20 protein-coding genes are annotated in these 17,674 nt (G+C 66.9%); 14 read left to right on the forward strand and 6 right to left on the reverse strand.

Annotated elements, in window-relative coordinates:
• Positions 1-102 precede the first annotated feature (102 nt).
• On the reverse strand, positions 103-501 hold the full coding sequence (locus tag IEY61_RS30100; RefSeq protein WP_189050559.1) for a VOC family protein: 399 nt from the start codon (positions 499-501) through the stop codon (positions 103-105).
• Positions 502-538: 37 nt separating this feature from the next.
• Between IEY61_RS30100 and IEY61_RS30105 the strand changes: the two genes are divergently transcribed.
• On the forward strand, positions 539-1,150 hold the full coding sequence (locus IEY61_RS30105; protein WP_189050561.1) for a TetR/AcrR family transcriptional regulator: 612 nt from the start codon (positions 539-541) through the stop codon (positions 1,148-1,150).
• Between the two features lie 155 nt (positions 1,151-1,305).
• Here the strand turns inward: IEY61_RS30105 and IEY61_RS30110 are convergent, their stop codons facing one another.
• Positions 1,306-1,746, reverse strand: coding sequence for a hypothetical protein (locus tag IEY61_RS30110; RefSeq protein WP_189050563.1), 441 nt, complete (start codon positions 1,744-1,746; stop codon positions 1,306-1,308).
• Between the two features lie 199 nt (positions 1,747-1,945).
• On the opposite strand from IEY61_RS30110, the gene IEY61_RS30115 reads away from it, so the two are divergent.
• Positions 1,946-2,494 (forward strand): hypothetical protein, encoded by a 549-nt coding sequence (locus IEY61_RS30115; RefSeq protein WP_229706594.1) that lies wholly within the window; start codon positions 1,946-1,948, stop codon positions 2,492-2,494.
• A gap of 215 nt (positions 2,495-2,709) precedes the next feature.
• Here IEY61_RS30115 and IEY61_RS30120 read toward each other — a convergent pair whose 3' ends face one another.
• The 3 genes from IEY61_RS30120 to IEY61_RS30130 form a co-directional block, all read right to left on the reverse strand.
• Positions 2,710-3,198 (reverse strand): DUF6584 family protein, encoded by a 489-nt coding sequence (locus tag IEY61_RS30120; protein WP_189050565.1) that lies wholly within the window; start codon positions 3,196-3,198, stop codon positions 2,710-2,712.
• A 132-nt stretch (positions 3,199-3,330) separates the two neighbouring features.
• The gene (locus tag IEY61_RS30125) at positions 3,331-3,672 is read right to left on the reverse strand and encodes a hypothetical protein (RefSeq protein WP_189050567.1); all 342 of its coding nucleotides are present in this window, start codon (positions 3,670-3,672) and stop codon (positions 3,331-3,333) included.
• A gap of 151 nt (positions 3,673-3,823) precedes the next feature.
• On the reverse strand, positions 3,824-4,174 hold the full coding sequence (locus tag IEY61_RS30130) for a hypothetical protein (RefSeq protein ID WP_189050569.1): 351 nt from the start codon (positions 4,172-4,174) through the stop codon (positions 3,824-3,826).
• Positions 4,175-4,738: 564 nt separating this feature from the next.
• Here IEY61_RS30130 and IEY61_RS30135 point away from each other — a divergent pair.
• The 12 genes from IEY61_RS30135 to IEY61_RS30190 all read left to right on the forward strand — a co-directional run bounded on the left by IEY61_RS30135 (position 4,739) and on the right by IEY61_RS30190 (position 15,534).
• Entirely contained in the window at positions 4,739-5,161 is a 423-nt protein-coding gene (locus tag IEY61_RS30135; protein ID WP_189050571.1) for a hypothetical protein, read from the forward strand.
• A gap of 419 nt (positions 5,162-5,580) precedes the next feature.
• Positions 5,581-6,072, forward strand: a complete 492-nt coding sequence (locus IEY61_RS30140) for an ATP/GTP-binding protein (protein ID WP_189050573.1) — start codon at positions 5,581-5,583, stop codon at positions 6,070-6,072.
• A complete protein-coding gene (locus tag IEY61_RS30145) occupies positions 6,069-6,731 on the forward strand; it encodes an SAF domain-containing protein (RefSeq protein ID WP_189050575.1) in 663 nt (220 codons plus the stop codon). Before IEY61_RS30140 ends, IEY61_RS30145 begins: the two co-directional genes overlap by 4 nt.
• A gap of 2 nt (positions 6,732-6,733) precedes the next feature.
• Complete coding sequence (locus tag IEY61_RS30150) at positions 6,734-7,531, forward strand: CpaE/TadZ family protein (RefSeq protein WP_189050577.1); 798 nt, start codon at positions 6,734-6,736, stop codon at positions 7,529-7,531.
• Positions 7,518-9,053: a CpaF/VirB11 family protein gene (locus IEY61_RS30155; protein ID WP_189050580.1), complete on the forward strand. Its 1,536-nt coding sequence runs from the start codon at positions 7,518-7,520 to the stop codon at positions 9,051-9,053. The genes IEY61_RS30150 and IEY61_RS30155 overlap by 14 nt, the downstream gene beginning before the upstream one ends.
• Positions 9,050-9,946 (forward strand): type II secretion system F family protein, encoded by an 897-nt coding sequence (locus IEY61_RS30160; protein ID WP_189050589.1) that lies wholly within the window; start codon positions 9,050-9,052, stop codon positions 9,944-9,946. The genes IEY61_RS30155 and IEY61_RS30160 overlap by 4 nt, the downstream gene beginning before the upstream one ends.
• Positions 9,943-10,830 carry a type II secretion system F family protein gene (locus IEY61_RS30165; protein ID WP_189050598.1) on the forward strand — a complete coding sequence of 296 codons (888 nt, stop codon included), beginning with the start codon at positions 9,943-9,945 and terminating at the stop codon, positions 10,828-10,830. The genes IEY61_RS30160 and IEY61_RS30165 overlap by 4 nt, the downstream gene beginning before the upstream one ends.
• Before the next feature lie 21 nt (positions 10,831-10,851).
• On the forward strand, positions 10,852-11,061 hold the full coding sequence (locus tag IEY61_RS30170) for a hypothetical protein (RefSeq protein ID WP_189050600.1): 210 nt from the start codon (positions 10,852-10,854) through the stop codon (positions 11,059-11,061).
• 44 nt (positions 11,062-11,105) lie between these two features.
• A complete protein-coding gene (locus tag IEY61_RS30175) occupies positions 11,106-11,495 on the forward strand; it encodes a TadE family protein (RefSeq protein WP_189050602.1) in 390 nt (129 codons plus the stop codon).
• Positions 11,492-11,926, forward strand: a complete 435-nt coding sequence (locus IEY61_RS30180; RefSeq protein ID WP_189050604.1) for a TadE/TadG family type IV pilus assembly protein — start codon at positions 11,492-11,494, stop codon at positions 11,924-11,926. The genes IEY61_RS30175 and IEY61_RS30180 overlap by 4 nt, the downstream gene beginning before the upstream one ends.
• The gene (locus tag IEY61_RS30185) at positions 11,923-12,354 is read left to right on the forward strand and encodes a pilus assembly protein TadG-related protein (protein WP_189050606.1); all 432 of its coding nucleotides are present in this window, start codon (positions 11,923-11,925) and stop codon (positions 12,352-12,354) included. The genes IEY61_RS30180 and IEY61_RS30185 overlap by 4 nt, the downstream gene beginning before the upstream one ends.
• Positions 12,355-12,357: 3 nt before the next feature.
• Positions 12,358-15,534 carry a LysM peptidoglycan-binding domain-containing protein gene (locus IEY61_RS30190; RefSeq protein WP_189050608.1) on the forward strand — a complete coding sequence of 1,059 codons (3,177 nt, stop codon included), beginning with the start codon at positions 12,358-12,360 and terminating at the stop codon, positions 15,532-15,534.
• Between the two features lie 236 nt (positions 15,535-15,770).
• Here the strand turns inward: IEY61_RS30190 and IEY61_RS30195 are convergent.
• Positions 15,771-17,674: hypothetical protein (locus IEY61_RS30195; RefSeq protein WP_229706595.1), on the reverse strand; the 1,904-nt coding region annotated here is incomplete at its 5' end.

A 17,674-nucleotide genomic window follows, 5' to 3' on the forward strand; every position in this document is an offset into this window, starting at 1 on the left:
CTTCTCGGGATCATGGTGTCTCAGCAACTCGATGATCACCTACGGGCCGCACCCGTCCTACATGGACCCCGATCCCACCCAAACTTCCAGCTCAACCCGCCCTCAAGCGACTACGCAACAGCCCTGGGGGCCAACTGGGCGTCGCACGGTGTTGATCCCGCCGTGTTTCACCCCAGAGTTCGTGAGACGAGCGGCGGTCGCCTCGATGTCGGACGAGGAGAGCATCAGGATGTGCAGGCCCTCGTACCAGTCCAGGCAGTCCGACAGGTTCGCGCTCGTGGCGTTGATCCGCTCTACCAGCGATGGCAGCACAGCGGGCGGGGCGTTCAGCGGGACCAGTCGCGCGTCGGCCGGCAATGGACGGCCGATGTCGACGACGGTCACGAGTTCGAGGAAGTCCTTGGGGAAGTCGGCGTGGGTGTTGGCTGCGCCGAACGGCTCGGGGGTGTAGTCGGGTGATCTCAGGGGCCATGTCGACCACCGTAGAAGTAGCCTGACCATCTGGTCAAGCTACTTGGGGGTGCGTATCGTGAGACGAATGAGCGCGGAGCACATAGACGGTCGGCGCCTGCGTTACCAGCATCGGCGGTCCGAACTGCTCGACGCCGTGGTCGACTACGTTCTCGGGCATGGGTTAGCGGGCCTGGCGATGCGGCCGTTGGCCGAGGCGGTGGGGGTCAGCCACGCGGCTCTGCTGCACCACTTCGGCACAAAGGAGGCCCTCCTCACCGAGGTGACCGATGTGCTCCGCCAGCGGTTGGCCGACGCGGCTGGCCTGGCCGATTCATCCGGCAGCCTGGCCGACCTCGATTCGTGGTGGCGATCGTCGACGACCGAGGACCGCCTGCCTGTCTATCGCTTGCTGTTCGAGGTCTTCGCTCAGGCCACGCGAGAGCCGCAGCGCTACGAGCGTTTCCTTCAGCAATCCATGCACGACGCGCTAGCGCTCATGCAGCGGCTGGTCTTGGCGGAAGGATGCCCCGGCGAGCAAGCGCCCATGATCGCGTCGATGATCGTGGCCCAGGCACGTGGCCTGCAACTCGATCTCCTGGCCACCAACGACCGTGAACGCGTCGACCAGACCTTCTCTGTCTTCCTCGACCTGATCGACCGCCTGCGGCAAAGCTGGACCAGCGAGCAACCGCGCTGACGATGGGCTGCGAACTCCCACCCCTGGTCCGAGATCGATTCGCAGCGCACTGTCATGCCGCGGATAGCGCGCACGCCGCTCAAGATCAGCTACCTTACGGGCGGAGTTGAGTACGTCGTCGCAGCGACGGCAGTGATGATCGTGGCCTTGATTGCTCAGCGAGCTGTCGCGCGCAACGCTTCTTCGTACTGGACACGATCGAAGGTAATCTCTCGCAGCTCGCGGTAGTCCCAGTCGCGATGCCCCGTGCGGTAGCCAGACCAGGTAACCGTGTCCTCAGCCACCCTAACGATCGCGGTGAACGGCCAGCAGCCCCAGTCACCGCAGCCGCAGCCGAGCAAGACGGTGTCGCCATCGCCGAACCAGCTGAGGACTGGGTTACCCAGGTAGTGCCGGCTCGGCCAGCGCACCTCGTCCTTCGGCAGGCCCACGTAGCTGCCCGCGAGTTTGGGCTTTCCCTCACCGCGCGCGAAGGGCAGCTCAGCCTTGCGCACCAGGTCGGGCCAAGGCACGCCATTGAGGTACGGAACGAGCGTCGGGAACACCCGACCGACGTCGAGCTCCTGCTCGACGGTGCGGAACTCGATCCGTTCCATGCCACCAGGCTAAAGCTCGTCTTTGGTGACGAGATCATCCCAGTCCCTGCGTCATCTCTTCCCACAATCACCCCCTCCGCGGACGATGCACTCTTCTGGCACCGACTGCGTGCCACAGACGGTGACTGCTCCCGAGGCCACCCGGTGTCCGGACGTGCCGATGAGCGTGCGTGATGGCGGGGCGGATACACGATGAGTCTTGACCGGCGCCGACGTGCCGCCTGCCTGTGCAGGGCGCGGATCTGCCTGTTCAAGACTGTCGGACCGTGGATCTAACTTGTCGGCCATGGCGATTCTCGAGCGTGTGCCGATCTCGTACGAGCCCGACTACCGCACCGACACCATCGGCACGTACGACGGCGGGCAGTTCTTCGGCTCCGTCACGGCGACCCTCGAAGACGGCGCTGGAGCCAACTCCGATTGGTACCGATTCAAGCGGTGGTACGCCGTGCTGCACCGATTCGATCACGACGGCGGTCACGTTGACTCGCAGATTTGGTTCGCCGGCACCAGCGAGCACGAAGACGCCTCGATCGACAGAGCCCAAGCACGCCTCGCCGGCTGGCTCGATGCTCTGCCCGGACGCGTCTTCGGCGACATCGCCATCAAGTTGTTCAACGTCGAGGCTGACGGACATGTTTTCGGACTCGTTGACGAGTCCCACCTTTACGACGGACAGGACCACGCCGAGTTCCTCCCCGACGACCTTGGCTTCGACCCTCCGTGGGACGGCCTGTACGACACCTGACGCAACGCCTTGTCTCTGGCGGAGTCGCAGATGACGCATCCCGACTCGCACCGTCCGATCGACGGCGTCCGGATCTGCCGGCGACCGAGCGCTACTCACCGCGACAGACCCTCGCGGAGGCCCTGCGTCCAATCGTGCCGATTTTCGGATGGTCCACCAGGAGCGCCGTACGCGACAGATGCCAGCGGCGCGGTCCGTGGCATCTCGAAGACCGGTCAATCCCAGATCCACCGGAAGACCGTCCACATTCCGATGCCCACCATCGCTAGGAGCCAGACAAGGACAGTGATGGCGCATCCCCCGATCACGATCCCCTCCCACCGTGTACTGAGTTCGGCAACCGGGCCAATGTCCCGCGTTCCGCCCTTGTCCGCTTGCCCGGCCGCTCGCCTCAAGCCTTCTAGCCGCTCAGTGCTGGCTTTGCGCCGGACCGGGCCGGGGACGCTGTGCCAACGTGCGATGTCATTCCGGTGCTGCTCCAACCAGGCCGAAATCGAGCGTTGTGCTGCTTCATCGTCGCGGCCAAGAACGAACCAAAGAGCACCTGCGGCGGGCAGGTCCTGCATCTCGTAGTGAACGGTAGCCAGAAGGTCGAGCACCTCGTGATCCTGGCGGTGCACCAGGACGCCGTTCAGCCGGTCACGTGCCTTCCAGGGACGACCAGCAGCTAGATCGGCGCGCGCACGCGCTAGTCCGTCGCTCACCCCGCGATCGTGCCAGCCGCGTCAGGCTAGATCGAGTGAGAATCCGACGACCACGCCACGCGAGGGGACTACCCACTCCTGGTTGCCCTGCAACAGGCCTGCCAGTACCCCAGGCAACTTCCCGGCTGATGGTCACGAGGGCACCTCGCCGGGCCTGCCTTCGTCATCCCGCTCGAAGTCGCGCAATGTACGTCCGAGGGCCCGGATCATCTCCAAGCGGTGCTGCCCCGCATCCGTCAGGGTTAATGATCGGTGACCATCGACGAACGCCTCCTGGGCGAGGCCGCTCTCCAGTAGACGGGTCACGGTCCGAGTGATCTCGCCGTCGCCGACGCGAGTGCCGGTCCACCCGGTGATGGCGTTGCCCAATTCGCTGTAGCGCAGGGGCCCCTGTTCGCCCAGACACACCAAGGCGCCGATTACGTAGCGATGTTGGATAATGTCCCGAATCTCCAGAAGCTCTCCGAACTTCACCCCGCCCCCCGATGCCCGCCGCTGGAGTCGTCCGATGTCGGCTACCCGACAGCAAGGCAACAGTGTGCCGGTGGCGGTGTACCCCCTGTCAAGGGAACTAAGCGGAGAGTTCTTGCCTGTGGCATTTCCAGGCAAACCGGAGCGAACGTCCTCAGCTGAGAGTTAGGGGCGCGCTCGCGGGGGCGGGTGCCGCAAAGTTGAGCACCTGCCGCACCATGCCGCAGACCTTAATGCCTTTGCCGGTGAGCGTGAGCAACGGTTCTCCATCATGGTCGGGATCGGCCAGTTCGGTGATCACGCCCAGCTCCATCAAGGCCGTGACGGCCGCTTGAACGGCGCCGCCTTGTGCGCCCAGCGCAGGGCAGCGTCGGACAAAGCGACCATCTTGGACGGCAAACAGCACGTCGACTATCGATGGGATGGCGAAGAAGTCGACCACGGACTGTAATTCGCTGCGTTGCTCAGACATCCCCATCTGTCTCTCCGCGAGTGCCAGCGACATTCGGCGTCATGGGAGACCGAAGCGCGATGAGCACAGTGTGACTGCGAGGAGAGGGCTGTACAAGGGCAAGGATTTCTCCTCGGTCGCCTGATCAGCTGCGACTCGTGCCGGCAGTGAAGATCGTTTGCGAGGGAACTGAGGCCCGTAATGGCACGCACCCGGATGTGCGCACCGCCGAGTGCGCGCAGCAGGGAGCGCACTGCGGCGACGCACGTAGCGGTGCGTAGCGGTATCCGATCATTTGCGCTAAGACCAATGGGTGCGTCCCAACCGCGTGGGGGAGGTGACAGGGATGCCCACTGGTTCGTGGCTCAGCCGCGGTACGACCGCTCTCGGACTGCTGCCGGTCGGACCCGCCGACGAAGCTGGTGAGGGGGCATCACTCTCACCGGTTGGTCCGGCTCTGCTGGGCCTCGCATGCAGGGAGGCGTCCAGATGACACGAATCGCCAAGATGAGCAGCTCATTAGTCCTTGCGCTGGGCTTGGCGTACGCGCTCACGGCCTGTTCCGGATCGTCGAGTTCCGGGCCGGACGCCACACCGTCGGCCGTCCCGTCCACAGCGATGCCGTCTCCCGTGGACGCCGCTGAAGAGCAGGCTCGACAGGATGTCATTGCCGCGTACGACGGCTATCTGGAGGCGTACGTCAAAGCGTCGGCTACCGCGGACTACCGCACGAAGGAGTTGGCCAAGTTCGTGGGGGAGCCACTGCTGGGGCAGTTGCTCAACAACCTGCAGAACATGTCGCGCAGCGGAGTGCACAACGAAGGCCGCCCGACCTGGAGTCCGACGGTCACGGAGCTTCGGCTCGATGCAGGCGAGGCGGTGATCCAGGACTGCTTCGACTCGACAGACTGGAACGCCGTTGGCGGACAAGCCCCACCCACCGCCCAGGCGAAGCGGTACCCGGTGGTCGTGAAGGTCAAGCGCGTCAGTGAGCGGTGGTACGTGTACGAGTCAAGGGCCAGGCGGAGTTCTACATGCTGACTCGAGTTCTGCGGGCCGTCGCAGTGTCCGGAGCGGCTGTCATCCTGGTTGTCGGCTTGGCCGGTGCACCGGCCCGCGCGGACCACTGGGTCTGCCCGCCAATCGGGGACTGCTATGTCGAGGTCGAAGATCCCGGTGGTGGCGGCGCCGATATCCCACCCGGTGCAGGTGAAGGGGGCGGGAGTCAGGAGTGCACGTCCGAAGGAGTCGCGGTCCCGTGCTGGCAGGCGGGCTGGGGACATCTCAACCCGGCCGACGGCTGCTACTACATCCTCGAATCACCGCAACCGGCTGCCGGCGACCCGGCTTGGGAAGGCCGCGAGCCCGGTGAGGGCTCGGTCTATCGGCAGCGGTGCTACGGGGATCCCATCGGTGCTCTGGTGTGGCGTGCGGATCCGCCGCCGGGTACGCCGGGGAGCTTGAGTCCGGCGCAGCTGGCAACCCGGGCCATCAGTGAGCTGCCGATGCGTGGTGCCCGGATCGGCATCAGCCCGGACCCGGACGGTGCCGGGCTGGTTGGCCTCCCGGTGTGGATGTGGACTGCCGTGACGCCACAGACCTGGGGACCAATCACGGCGACCGCCTCGGTGCCCGGGATGTCCGTCACCGCCCGAGGCCAGGCCACCCGGATCAGGTGGGACATGGGGAACGGGCAGTCCGTCGTCTGCGACAACCCGGGCACCCCGTACAGCAAGGAAGAGGATGGCGCTTCGGCGTCGCCGATGTGTGGCTTCGACGGGTACGCGTTGCCCAGCCGGACCCAGCCGGGCGGTCGGTACACGATCACTGCCACGACGACGTGGGATATCGACTGGTGGGTCGCCGGCGGCGGCGTGACCGGAAGCGAGACGGTGACCCGTGAGTCGACGACATCCATTCGAATCGACGAGCTTCAGGTGGTGACCGGGTGACGCCCACAGCGACCGGGGATGTGTCGGATCGTCCCACGGCAGCGATCCCGCAGCGACGAGTGGTCCGCGAACGCAGCGTACGCCGAGGTCGTCTCGGGGTGGCGGTGGCCCTGATGGCGGTGTGTGCCCTCGGCGCGGTGGCGTTGTTCGGGTACGTGAGTCGTACCCAGCCCTACCTGGCACTTGCTCGGGACGTGCCGGTTGGTGCTCAGCTCACCGCCGCTGACCTGGTCACCGTGCATCTCAATCCAAGCCCGGGGATCGCCGGTGTGCACCACGACCAGACGCAGGACATGATCGGCAAGTACGCTGCGGTGGCACTGCTGTCCGGCACCCTGCTCAACCCCGGCGCCCTGGTCGACAAGCCGTTTCCGGCGCCCGGCGAGCAGGTGGTCGGGCTGTCACTCAAGGCGGGGCAGATGCCGTCGACGCCCCTGCGACCTGGTGCGACCGTTCTGCTCGTATCCACCGAGGAGACGGCCCAGGGCGAGCCGGGTGCTGCGGCCCCCACGATCCGCGCCGTGGTGGTGCACGTCATTGCGGGACCTCGGGACGGCGCGGCCACGGTGTCGGTCGCGGTACGGCAGAGCGACGGGCCGGTTGCTGCCCGGCTCGCTGCGCAGGGACGGTTGGTCCTGACCCTCACCGCGGGGGAGTAGGCATGGCGCTGATCTCCCTTGCCAGTGCCAAGGGATCGCCTGGGGTAACGACAGCCGCTCTTGCCTTCGCTCTGACCTGGTCGCGCCCAGTGGTGCTGGCCGAATGCGACCCGGCTGGAGGCGACATCGCGTCCGGTTACCTGCGACACCTGGACCTGGACGGTGGACACGGCCTGATGCAACTCGTGGTGGCCGAGTTGCGAGGCCAGGCCGGCGAACAGTTCTGGTCGCAACTGGTCGACCTCGACCCGCCCGCGGCGCGGCGACTGCTACTTCCCGGCATCGCGACGCCCGCACAGGCGGGAAGTCTCGCCCCCAATTGGCACGGACTCGCCGGATTCTTCGCCTCGCTCGAACGTGGCGTGGGCTTCGACGTCATCGCCGACTGCGGACGGCTTGTCGCCCCGCACGCCCCATGGCCGCTGCTGAGCCGCGCCGACCTGGCGCTACTGGTGGTCAGGCCAACGCTGGCATCGCTCCGCCTGGCCCAAGCAGCGGTGCAGACCCTGCTCGCGGGTGCCGGCCAGGCAAGCGACGGCCAGATCGGGCTGCTGGTCGTCGGCGACGGAGATTACGACGACCACGTCGTGGCTCGGCACCTCGCGCTGCCAGTGATCGCCCATCTACCCGACGAGGCGCGATCCGCCCGCGTGCTTGCGCGCGGTGGCACTGTCCGGACCAAGTGGCCGTTGCTGCGCGCCGCGGCCACGGCCGAGGACGACCTGATGGGGGCCATCGCCCGCCGACGGAGCCGGTTCCGATACCCCGGCGCCCAGGAGGCCCTGCATGTCGACGTTTGAGCAGCCCCGGTGGCGTGTTCCCGACGACGGGCCACCCCCGATGCCGCGCGCCGCCAGGCCGACGCAGAACAACAGTCACGCCAATGGCAGAGGCGCCGCGCTCGCCGTACCGATCTCACCGGGGCCCTCGCCAGTGGCGCACGAGCCCGATTACTCCGTCATCCGGTCACTTCAGAACGCGGTCAGTGACGAGTTGTCGCGGCTGCTGGCGGGGCGCGAGTCCGTCAGCCCGGCCGACCGGGAAGCCGAAGGCCAGCGGGTCGCATCGCGACGCGTCCGCGAGTACGTCGACCAGCAGCGAGTCAACGGCACCCCGTTGAGCCGCCACTACGAACAACGGCTGCTCGACGGCGTACTTGCCGCTCTACTGGGCCTGGGCCGACTCGACCGGCTACTGCGCGAACCCTTCGACACCATCACGATCCTCGGCTGCGACGGCGTCCGGGTCGAGCGCCCGAACGGACGTATCGACGTCGAGGCACCGATTGCCGACAATGATGAAGAACTCGTCCTGCTGCTCCAAGCCCTGGCACGTCGGGCCGGCGGTACCGAACGGGCGCTGACCAAAGACAAACCCACCCTGAGCATGGAGATGCCCGGCGGCCAGCGTCTCGCCGCGACGTACCTGGTGACGCAGCGACCTGTCGCGGTCATCCGCAGCCACCAGATTCTCAAGGTCACCCTTGATGAACTCGTCACCCTCGACCAAGTCGACCCGAACAAGAGCGCCATGATCGACCCACTTCTGCGCGACTTCTTCCGCGCCGCGATGAGGGCGGGCCTCAACATCATGGTCGCGGGTGTGCCCGGCAGCGGTAAGACCTCTCTCCTGCGGGCGCTGGCCAGCGAAATCCCGGCCGACGAGTGGATGATCACCATGGAGGAGGCACGCGAGCTCGGCCTGCACAAAACCGGACGCCACCCCTGGGCGGTTTCCATGGAGACGCGCGAGGGTCACGGCGAGCGCGGCCCCGACGGCCGGCCGATCGGCGAGATCACCCTCCACGACCTGATCCCGATCGGCTTGCAGCTCAACGCCCGCCGCATCATCGTCGGAGAGGTTCGGTCCCGAGAGATCGTCGCCATGCTCCAGGCGATGGGCACCACCAACGGATCCCTGTGCACGATCCACGCTCGCGAGCCCGGCCTGGTCTTTGATCGTGTGGTGGAGCTTGCCCTCAGCCACCGCGACGAGCGATCAGACCGGCGTGCGTATCTACAGGTCGCCAACGCGCTGGATCTGGTCGTCTACGTCACCCTGCTGGACGAGAGCGCGATCGGGGGCCGCAAGCACCGCTTCGTGTCCCACGTCATTGAGGTGGGCGGCTTGGTGGAGGACGGCCGCCCGCGTACCACCCAACTCTTCGGACCAGGGCCCGACGGCCGCGCCGTACCGATGCACCAGCCGGACCGGCTCAAGCAGCAGCTCCTCCTCGCCGGCTACGACCCGACCGTCCTGACCGCGCACCGCGGACGGGGCGCCTGGCCCCGACCGCTACCGCGTCTGGCCGTACGACCATGAATCCTCTTCTTGTCGCGGGTCTGCTCGGCTCCGGTCTCGTCGCCAGCCTGGTGCTGGGTATCACGGCACTCACCGGCACCGCCGAGCCGGACCGCCCACCCTCCCGGCTGGCAGCGCGGGCACGCTGGCTCTGGTACGGATCAGGCACCACCCGGGAAGCCCAACGCCGCCACCAAGCCTGGGTCTTCGGCGCACTCGGCGCAGGGATCCTCGCGTGGATCGTCAGCGGGGTACCCGTGGCGGCCCCACTGGTCGCCCTCGCCGTCCCCGGAGTGCCCTGGCTGATGTCGGCAGGACGAGAAGAGCAGCGCGCCATCACTCGCGTCGAGGCGGTAGAAGCGTGGACCCGCCGGCTGCGCGATGTGGAGGACTCCGGTGTCGGGCTCCAGGAAGCCATCGTCGACACCGCTCAGACCGCGCCGGCCGCGATCGCCACCGAGGTGCAACTGCTCGCGGCGCGCATCCAGGCCGGGTGGGATGCCGAGGCGGCGCTCTACGAGTTCGCCGATGCCCTCCGCGATCCCGTCAGCGACCAGGTTGTCGTGGCGCTCGCGCTGCACCTCAGCGACCGCGGCGCCCGATTGACCGACGTGCTGACTGGCATCGCGGAGGCAGCGACCGACGAGGTCGCGATGCGTCGAGAAATCTCGTCCAAGCGATCCCGAGCACGGTTCCAGATCCGCTTCCTGACCATCGGGTCGGTCCTGCTGGTCGCGTACGGGCTGGCCAGCGGTCAGTACACCGCTCCGTACACCGAGCCTCGGGGCCAGGTGGTGCTCGCGATCCTGGCGTGCGCCTTCGTCGGTTGCCTCTGGTGGGCGCGGACCCTGAGCCTGCCGCCAGCAGAGGAGCGGTTCATCGCGGCGGCTACCAGCGCCCGGAGCACGCCATGACGACAACCTGGATCGGCGTCATTGCCCTGCTCGGCGCAGGGTTCGGCCTGGCCGCGTTCCTGGCCTTCCACGAGCTTCGTCCGGCCAGTCCCGCACTCGGCCCGGCGCTCGCCCGGCTGCAACCTCCAACCGGCGATTCCGCGACGCCGACCGGAAGACCCAGCAACATCAGCCGCCTCGCCGCACGCCTGCACCGGATCATCCCCGCAACCGATCTGCGGCTGCTCGGCCGTACGCCGGAAGAGTTCGTCACCAGCCTGATCGTCGCAGGACTTCTCGGGCTCGCGGTGCCGTCGATCATGCTCGGCCTGCTGGCGCTGATCGGGCGGACTTTCGGCACCGGGCTGCCGGTCTTCGCGGTGATCGGCTTTGCCGTCCTGCTCATCGTTATCGTCTACCGGGACGTCGGCCAGAAAGCTGTCATCGCCCGGCGCGAATGCCGCCGCGCCGTGTGCACGTACCTCGACCTGGTCGCGTTGCAGCGGGCCGCAGGGCGCGGCACCGAGGAATCGCTCACCCGAGCGGCAGGCAAGGGCAGCGGCTGGGTGTTCGCCCGCATCCGGCAGACCCTCCTGCACGCCGAGCTTTCGGTCTCCGCCCCGTGGGACGGGTTGAAGCGGCTCGGAAATGACCTCGGCGTGCCGGAACTCGGCGACCTCGGCGACATCATGCAGGCCGCCGGCGTCACCGGCGCCCAGGTCTACCGGACACTGCGTGCCCGAGCTACCTCCCTTCGCGTCCAGATCCGCACCGACGAGCTGGCCCGGGCCGAGCTGCGCACCTCCCAGTTGGAGATCCCCGGTGCGTTGCTCCTGGTCGTGCTCATGCTGCTGGCCCTCTACCCCTTCGCGGCACGACTGCTCGACGCACCCACCGTCGATTAACCAACAGACCAGGAGGTCGCCATGGACGCCCCCAGGCAAGCCGTTTGGGTCGAGCACGCTCTGCAGCTGCTCACCACGTTTCGACGCGACGACCGAGGCGAGGTCGTCCCGACCGCGATCATCTACGCCATCGCCGCAGTCGTCGCGGTCGCCCTGCTGACCGCCGCGTCCGACTACGTGTTCGGATGGATTGGGCTCTGGCCGGACGCCGCGGCCCCGGCCACGCCATGACGAACCCTCGAGCAGGGCTTCTGGGGCGGAGATTCAGGAGACCCGTGGGCGACCGAGGCTCGACCAACATCGAGATGGCGATCCTCTTCCCGATCTTCGTGGTGATGCTCCTCCTCGGCGTCCAGATCGCACTGGTCTTCTACGGCCGCACGGTCGCCCTGGCCGCCGCGCAGCAGGGCGCCGCCGCCGAGGCGGCCTACGGCGCACCGGACGGAGCAGGTCACGCTCAGGCCAGCGCGTACCTCACCCGGATGGGCGACGTACTCACCGACTGGGAGGTAACGATCACCCCGGTCACCGAAGGCGCTCCGGAGCCGACTGGGGTGCGGGTCACCGTCACAGGCAGAAGTCTCGGCTGGCTGGGCATGCAGTTCGAGGTGAGTCAAACCGCCTACAGCCCCGTCCAACGGTTCACCACGGAGAGCGACTCGTGACGCGGAGGCGAGACCCCCAACGGGGCTCGGTCACCATCGAGCTGGCCGTCCTCGCTCCCAGCCTGCTGCTGGTTGCCAGCTTCGCCATGCTGGTCGGCCGACTCTCCCTGGCAAACGCCGCACTCGACGCCGCGACCTATTCCGGAGCTCGGACCGCGTCACTGGCTCGGGACGCACCCACTGCCCAGAGCCGGGCCGAATCCTCCATCCACGCCACCATCGAGGCGCAGGACCTCCACTGCCTCAACCTGCTCGTCGACGTGGACACCACACAGTTCGCCCGTGACGTCGGCGAACCGGCCAGCGTCACCGTGACCGTCGAATGCCGCATCGACCTCTCCGCCGGCGCCATGCCCGGCATGCCCACATCTCGATGGATCACCGCTACCTACAGCTCTCCACTCGACCTGTTCCGGAGCAGAGCCGGATGACACATCGCCTTCTCGCAGCCCTCGCCGGCCGTGACGCCGGCCGGATCGGGCTGTTCTACGCCATCATGATGCCGGGCCTGATCGCCATGATCGGGCTTGCCGGAGACGGCGCCGGATACGTTCGCACCACCCAACGCGCGAACAACATCGCCGCCGAGGCAGCGAGGGCTGGCGGGCAGGCGATCCGGCTGCCCGAGGCCATCAACGGCGAAACGAAGACGGTCGACACGACCAAGGCGATCCAAGCCGTGTCCGCCTATCTCACCACCGCGGGCATCACCGACTGGCAGGCGACCGTCGACGAGGACGGCCAACAGCTCACCGTCACCGTCACCGTGCAGTACGACCCGCTCCTGGTCGACATCCTGCCGGGCGTCACGACGATCCCCGCACACGCAACCGTCACCGCAACACTGCTGGTGGGATGACCGATGACCAGAAACAGTCCCTCCGCCGGGCACGCCGGTGCCGGGATCCTCCACCGGCTTGCTGCTCAGCTGGGCATCCTGGCCACGCTCGGCGGCATCCCGTACGCCCTGTACGCCCTCGCCGGAAACCCGCTGCCCGACCACATCCCCAGCTGGTCGCAACTCGGGGAGCTGCTCACCACCCGCGACGACGGCGGGCTGTTCCTGACCGCGATCGCCTGGGCCGGCTGGATCGGCTGGACGTCCTTCGCCCTCCCGCTGCTCGTGGAGATCGTCTGCCATGTCTTTCGCTGGCGACCACCCAGACTCCTCGGCCTCGCCTGGCAACAACGCCGCGCCGCCGCGCTCGTCGCCGCTGCCCTGTCCATCGGTGCGGCACCAGCCGTGGCCAGCGCCGCCGCGGTCACGATGCCGGCAGCACCACCGGGCATAGCCGCCACCGCGTACGGGCAGGAGGGCATCGCTCTCACCGCCACGCACACGGTGACGTCGGGTGCCGACGCTAACCAGCGGCCCGCGGCCGACAGCAGAGCAACCTACGTGGTGGCGCGCGGCGACTGGCTCTACTACATCGCCGAACGGACCCTCGGCGACGGCGACCGCTACGTCGACATCGCCAAACTCAATCCGGAGATGAAGAAGGCGGACCCCCGCTTCCCCGACCACATCGTTCCCGGCCAACGACTCCGGCTCCCGGCCGACACCGATGACCGAGGCTCCCGCCGCCACGCCACCGGCACTATCCGGAAACCCTCGAAACCTCCAGCGACCGAAGAGGCACCCGTTCCGGAGAGCACACCCGGTCGGGTCGCACCCGCCACGCCGCCACCACCAAGCTCTGATCCAACCCCTGAGGCGTCCACCCCGCCGACGGCAACCCCCGATTCGACATCGACCACGCCGACCGCTGCTGCCGAGGAAGACCCACCAGACGCCGACACCGACGACAGCGACTTCGATGCCGTACTACCCATCAGCGCAGCCCTGGCCACTGCCGGACTGCTCGCCGCGCTCCTGCTGATCCGCCTTACACAACGCCGGCGCCGGCAGCGCCAGCATCGGCGCCCTGGCCGTCGCATCCCGACGCCTCACCCCGTCACCGAACGACAGGTCCGCGCCGCTGCCCAACCTGTCGACGTCAACCGGCTCGACCACGCGCTTCGCGCTCTGGCTACCGGCCTGCGTGACCACGACCCCGCCGACCTACCCGACCTTGCCGCGGCCTGGCTGTCCGCCGGCGAAGTCCACCTCATGCTGGCCCACGCCAACACCTCAGCGCCCCCACCCTTCCAGACCGACAGCACCGCGATGAGCTGGATGCTCCCCGCCACAGCGACCCTTCCCGACGTGGACGACACCCTGGCGCCCCTGCCGGTCCTCGTCACTGTGGCGTCCCGGCCCGGCGGCGACCACCTCCTCATCGACCTCGAACGCACCGGGCTGCTCGCCATCAGTGGCGACACGGAGCGGGCCGCCGACCTCATCCGATACATCGCAGCCGAACTGGCAACCAACCAATGGAGCGACGACGCCGAAGTCGTGCTTGTCGGCTTCGAGCCCGTCGACGCGGAAAACCTGATCACCATCGGCGGCAACCGCATCACGGCGGCAACCTCCACCGCCGAAGCGATCGAACGCGCCCGACGACGCGTTGCCGCCAACGCCAAGGCCATGACCGACAGCGGCATCACCTCCACCCTCGCCGGGCGGATCGGCGACATTGTCGCCGACGCCTGGATGCCGCACGTCCTCCTGATCGCCGACGGCGCGGACGCCGAGGAGCAACTGACGACGCTCGAAACCGAACTCCGGTTGGCAGGTCGATGCGGAGTCGCGGTCGCCGCCGTCACCGACACAACGACGACCTGGCAGGTCGGGGTCAACAACGAAGGCAGCCTCGCCATCGACTGGCTCAGCATCACCAACACCACCGCCACCCGGCTACCCCGCGACCAACTCGCCCGCCTCGCCCCCGTCATGCGGGCCGCCCGCGCCGCCGCACCCACCGCCGATGAGCAGGTGCCTGCCGCGCCCGAGCCGGACCCCTGGGCGGAGGGCACCGACGCGCACGGACACCTGCTCGACGACAGCGACGCTCCGGCGCGCGACCAGGACGAGCAACTGGAAGAGAACGGTGAACGCGACGACCCCGTCGCCGGACACCCGACGACGGACGAACGCGTACAGGAAGGGCTGCCGGCCGTGCCCGAAACCGATCGCACCCCGGTGTCCGCCCAAGCCGGCACCACCGCGACGCAACCAGTCGACATCCAGGCCCTCGCGCCGATCAGCGAGGCGGCAAGGGCCCGAACGACGACGCCGGCAAGCCGCCGCGAACTGCACGACCCCACCCTCGACGAGGACGTTGACGCCTGGTACCGACCGGATCCCTATCGCCCGAGGATCGCCATCCTCGGACCGGTCGAGGTCGAAGCCGCCGGCGAGCCGCCCGACGAGCGCATCCGCTTCTACTCCGAACTGGTCGTCTACCTGGCACAACGCGGCCGCGCCGGCGCCACTGGCGACCAGATCGACGACGCGATATGGCCTGACCGTGGCGTCAACGCCCGGAGTCGCCGCGTCGCCATCAGCAAGGTCCGCCGCTGGCTCGGAGAGAATGCCGACGGCGTGCAGTGGCTGCCTCCCAACGCCGGGCCGGACCGGCTCTACCGCCTGACTCCCGGCGTTCTCCTCGACTGGCAACTGTTCCGCCGCCTCCGAGCCCGTGGCGAAGCCAGGGGAGAGGCAGGAGCAGACGATCTGCGCCGCGCACTGGAGTTGGTCCGCGGCGAGCCCTTGGCTGGAGCCGAGCTGCCCTACTCATCGGGCTACCGCAATCCGTACACCTGGCTACCAGGCAGCGACGTGCAACCGCACAACCTCGCCTCTGCGATCGTCGACACGGCACACCAACTCGTGAATCTGTACCTCCGGGTTGGAGATACCAGCGGAGCCCGATGGGCGGTGGAACGAGCCTGGCTCGCGGACCCTGCCCGCTCCGACGACCACCCATGGCTCGACGCCATGCGGGTCGCACACGCGGACAACCGGTCAGCCGAGCTCCGCGCCCTCCTCGACGATCTTGTACGTACCCGCGAGGTAGAAGTCCCAGAAGACCTTTCCCCCGACACCTACGCGGCACTCCGCGAGCTGGTCGGCAATCTGCTGAGAGTTGGTTAGGTCGATCTGCCGTTTTGCTTTCACCAAGGCTTGTAGAAGCTGGCTGGGATTCGTTGGACGCTCGATCGAGCAGGGCTCGCTGTCCAGGGCTCGCTTCGGTGAGCGAAGGAGCCGCCTGTTCAGACGGATGGCATTCGGATCGAACACGGTGTTGGTCTTGCGTTGATTCTCACCCTGAGGGCCTGCTCAATCGCTACGAGAAGCGGGATTCACGTCCCGATCCCTGGGTGGATTTCCTAATTCCACCAATGCTTGTGTTTTCGTCCACGCTTATGGTTGCGTCGAGCGCGCTGTAGTTCGTCGGCATAATCTCGCATATTGTCTGCATGTAGTAGTTGGGTTAGGTGTAGCACGTCATCTTCTGATCGACGGGCTGGGACGATGGCAAGCAGCCGATCGACGCGATCGGCATCTGTAATGTTGTCGAGAGCAACGATGATCGCGACGAGTACTGTGACCGGCGAATGGTCGACAGCAGCCTCGATCAGCACGTCAACTTCGTTGTGGTCGCCAGATCTGGTTAGATCCACGACCGCTTCGGTGAGGTCGTCGGCGTGGATCGTTAGAAACCTCTCAGCGAGGTGGCTGGCGTCATCGTCCATGCCTGCTCGACGGAACGCGCGCAGTAGAGCCGGAAGTTCTTTGAGTGGATCTTCGTTGAGCAGCATGGTCATGGCGCTAGAGACGCCGTTAGTGTCGACCGACAATCCGTCTAGGAGTTTGCGTAGCACATCGATGGTGGCCTGTTCAGTGGCGATACCCAGCAGGTCGCTTGCGGACGTGTAGGTTAGCTGATTCCAGAAGGCGAGAATTTCTTCCGCTGGCAGATTCCGCACGATTCGTTCCAGGAGTCCTGTCGCAATGGCGTGATGTTGCGCCTCGTAGAGTTGCACTATGGTGGCGGCGAGACGGTCCGGCGGCTGGATGGTTATCGCATCGAGTAATTGTGTTCGATCTTGCGGGCCCAAGCGGCTGAGAATGTGTGGAATCTCGGTTGGCGGACGATGCATGAGCTGTTCTGTCAAACGGTCCGCTTCGCGGTCGTGGCTTTGCTCGCGTAGAGTAGCCGCGACGGCAGCGATTTCGGCTCCAGTGCGATCCTGGGTAACTGAGTCGAGTACCCGGTTCGCGTCAACTGGGCGCCCGGCTTCCTGTAATCCTTGAAAGATTTGGATGACATCGGGCAATGACCGGTGTTCCGCGGCGGCTAGGCAGAGCTGACATGCCTCTTCTGGTTGATCGGCGGTACGTAGCTTCGCCGCGAGTTCCAGTACCTCACCGACGGCCAATGTCGTGGCTGCGGCTGCTAGCGCACGGCGACTGCTTTCCGGCTGGCCAGCGGTGTTGAATGTCTCGATCAGCGATAGTAGATCGATTAGGTCACGGCCGGCAGCGGCGGTAGCTGCGGCGTCGATCAGACGCTCAGAGTCCGGAGCGTGACCGGTCTGGCGCATAGCTGCGGTTAGCTGGGCGATTGTGTCTGCGGGGCGTCGCGCGGTGGTGTCAATAGCGGCGAGGTACAGCCGAAAGGCGACCTCCTGCCGTCCGGCATCGCGTAGCGCATCAGCCACGGCGACCGTCTCCTCGCCAGTGCGGTGGGTGGCCACTGCCTGCAATACTTTGTCAGCAGCGGCAGTCTGGCCCGCCAGCCAGAGTGCTGCCACAACGGAGATAAGCCGCGAAGTCGTGGAGACTGAAGCGAGGACACCTTCGATGAATACGTCGACGTCCCGACTCCTGCCAGCCGCGTCCAAGAACCCTGTGAGGGCCGCGATCTCGTCGGCAGTTGCATCAGCAGCGGCTCTGAGGAGGCCGGGTAGCTCGCCGGCTTGGCCAGTTTCGTCGAGTACCTCAGCCAATGCGAAGATCTCCCTGGCCGGTCGCCGGGCGGCCGACCTGATCATCAAGTCGACGTCGCGGTGCAGTCCGACTCCACGTAGATGTTGTACAACGGCGGCCACCTCCTGATCTGGGCGCCGAGCGGCGGAAGCGGCCAAGACTTGCTCGGCGATCCCTAGTACGGCAGCCGCCATTGGCGGTCTGACCTGCCGGGATGTGGTGGGGGCGTGCAACGTGGACGCAGCCGCCTGTTGATCATGTGTTTGTGAGGACAACAAAATCGAAGGCGGCTGCTGCTGCC

Source organism: Micromonospora sonchi, from assembly GCF_014646235.1.
Classification (GTDB): Bacteria; Actinomycetota; Actinomycetes; order Mycobacteriales; family Micromonosporaceae; genus Micromonospora; species Micromonospora sonchi.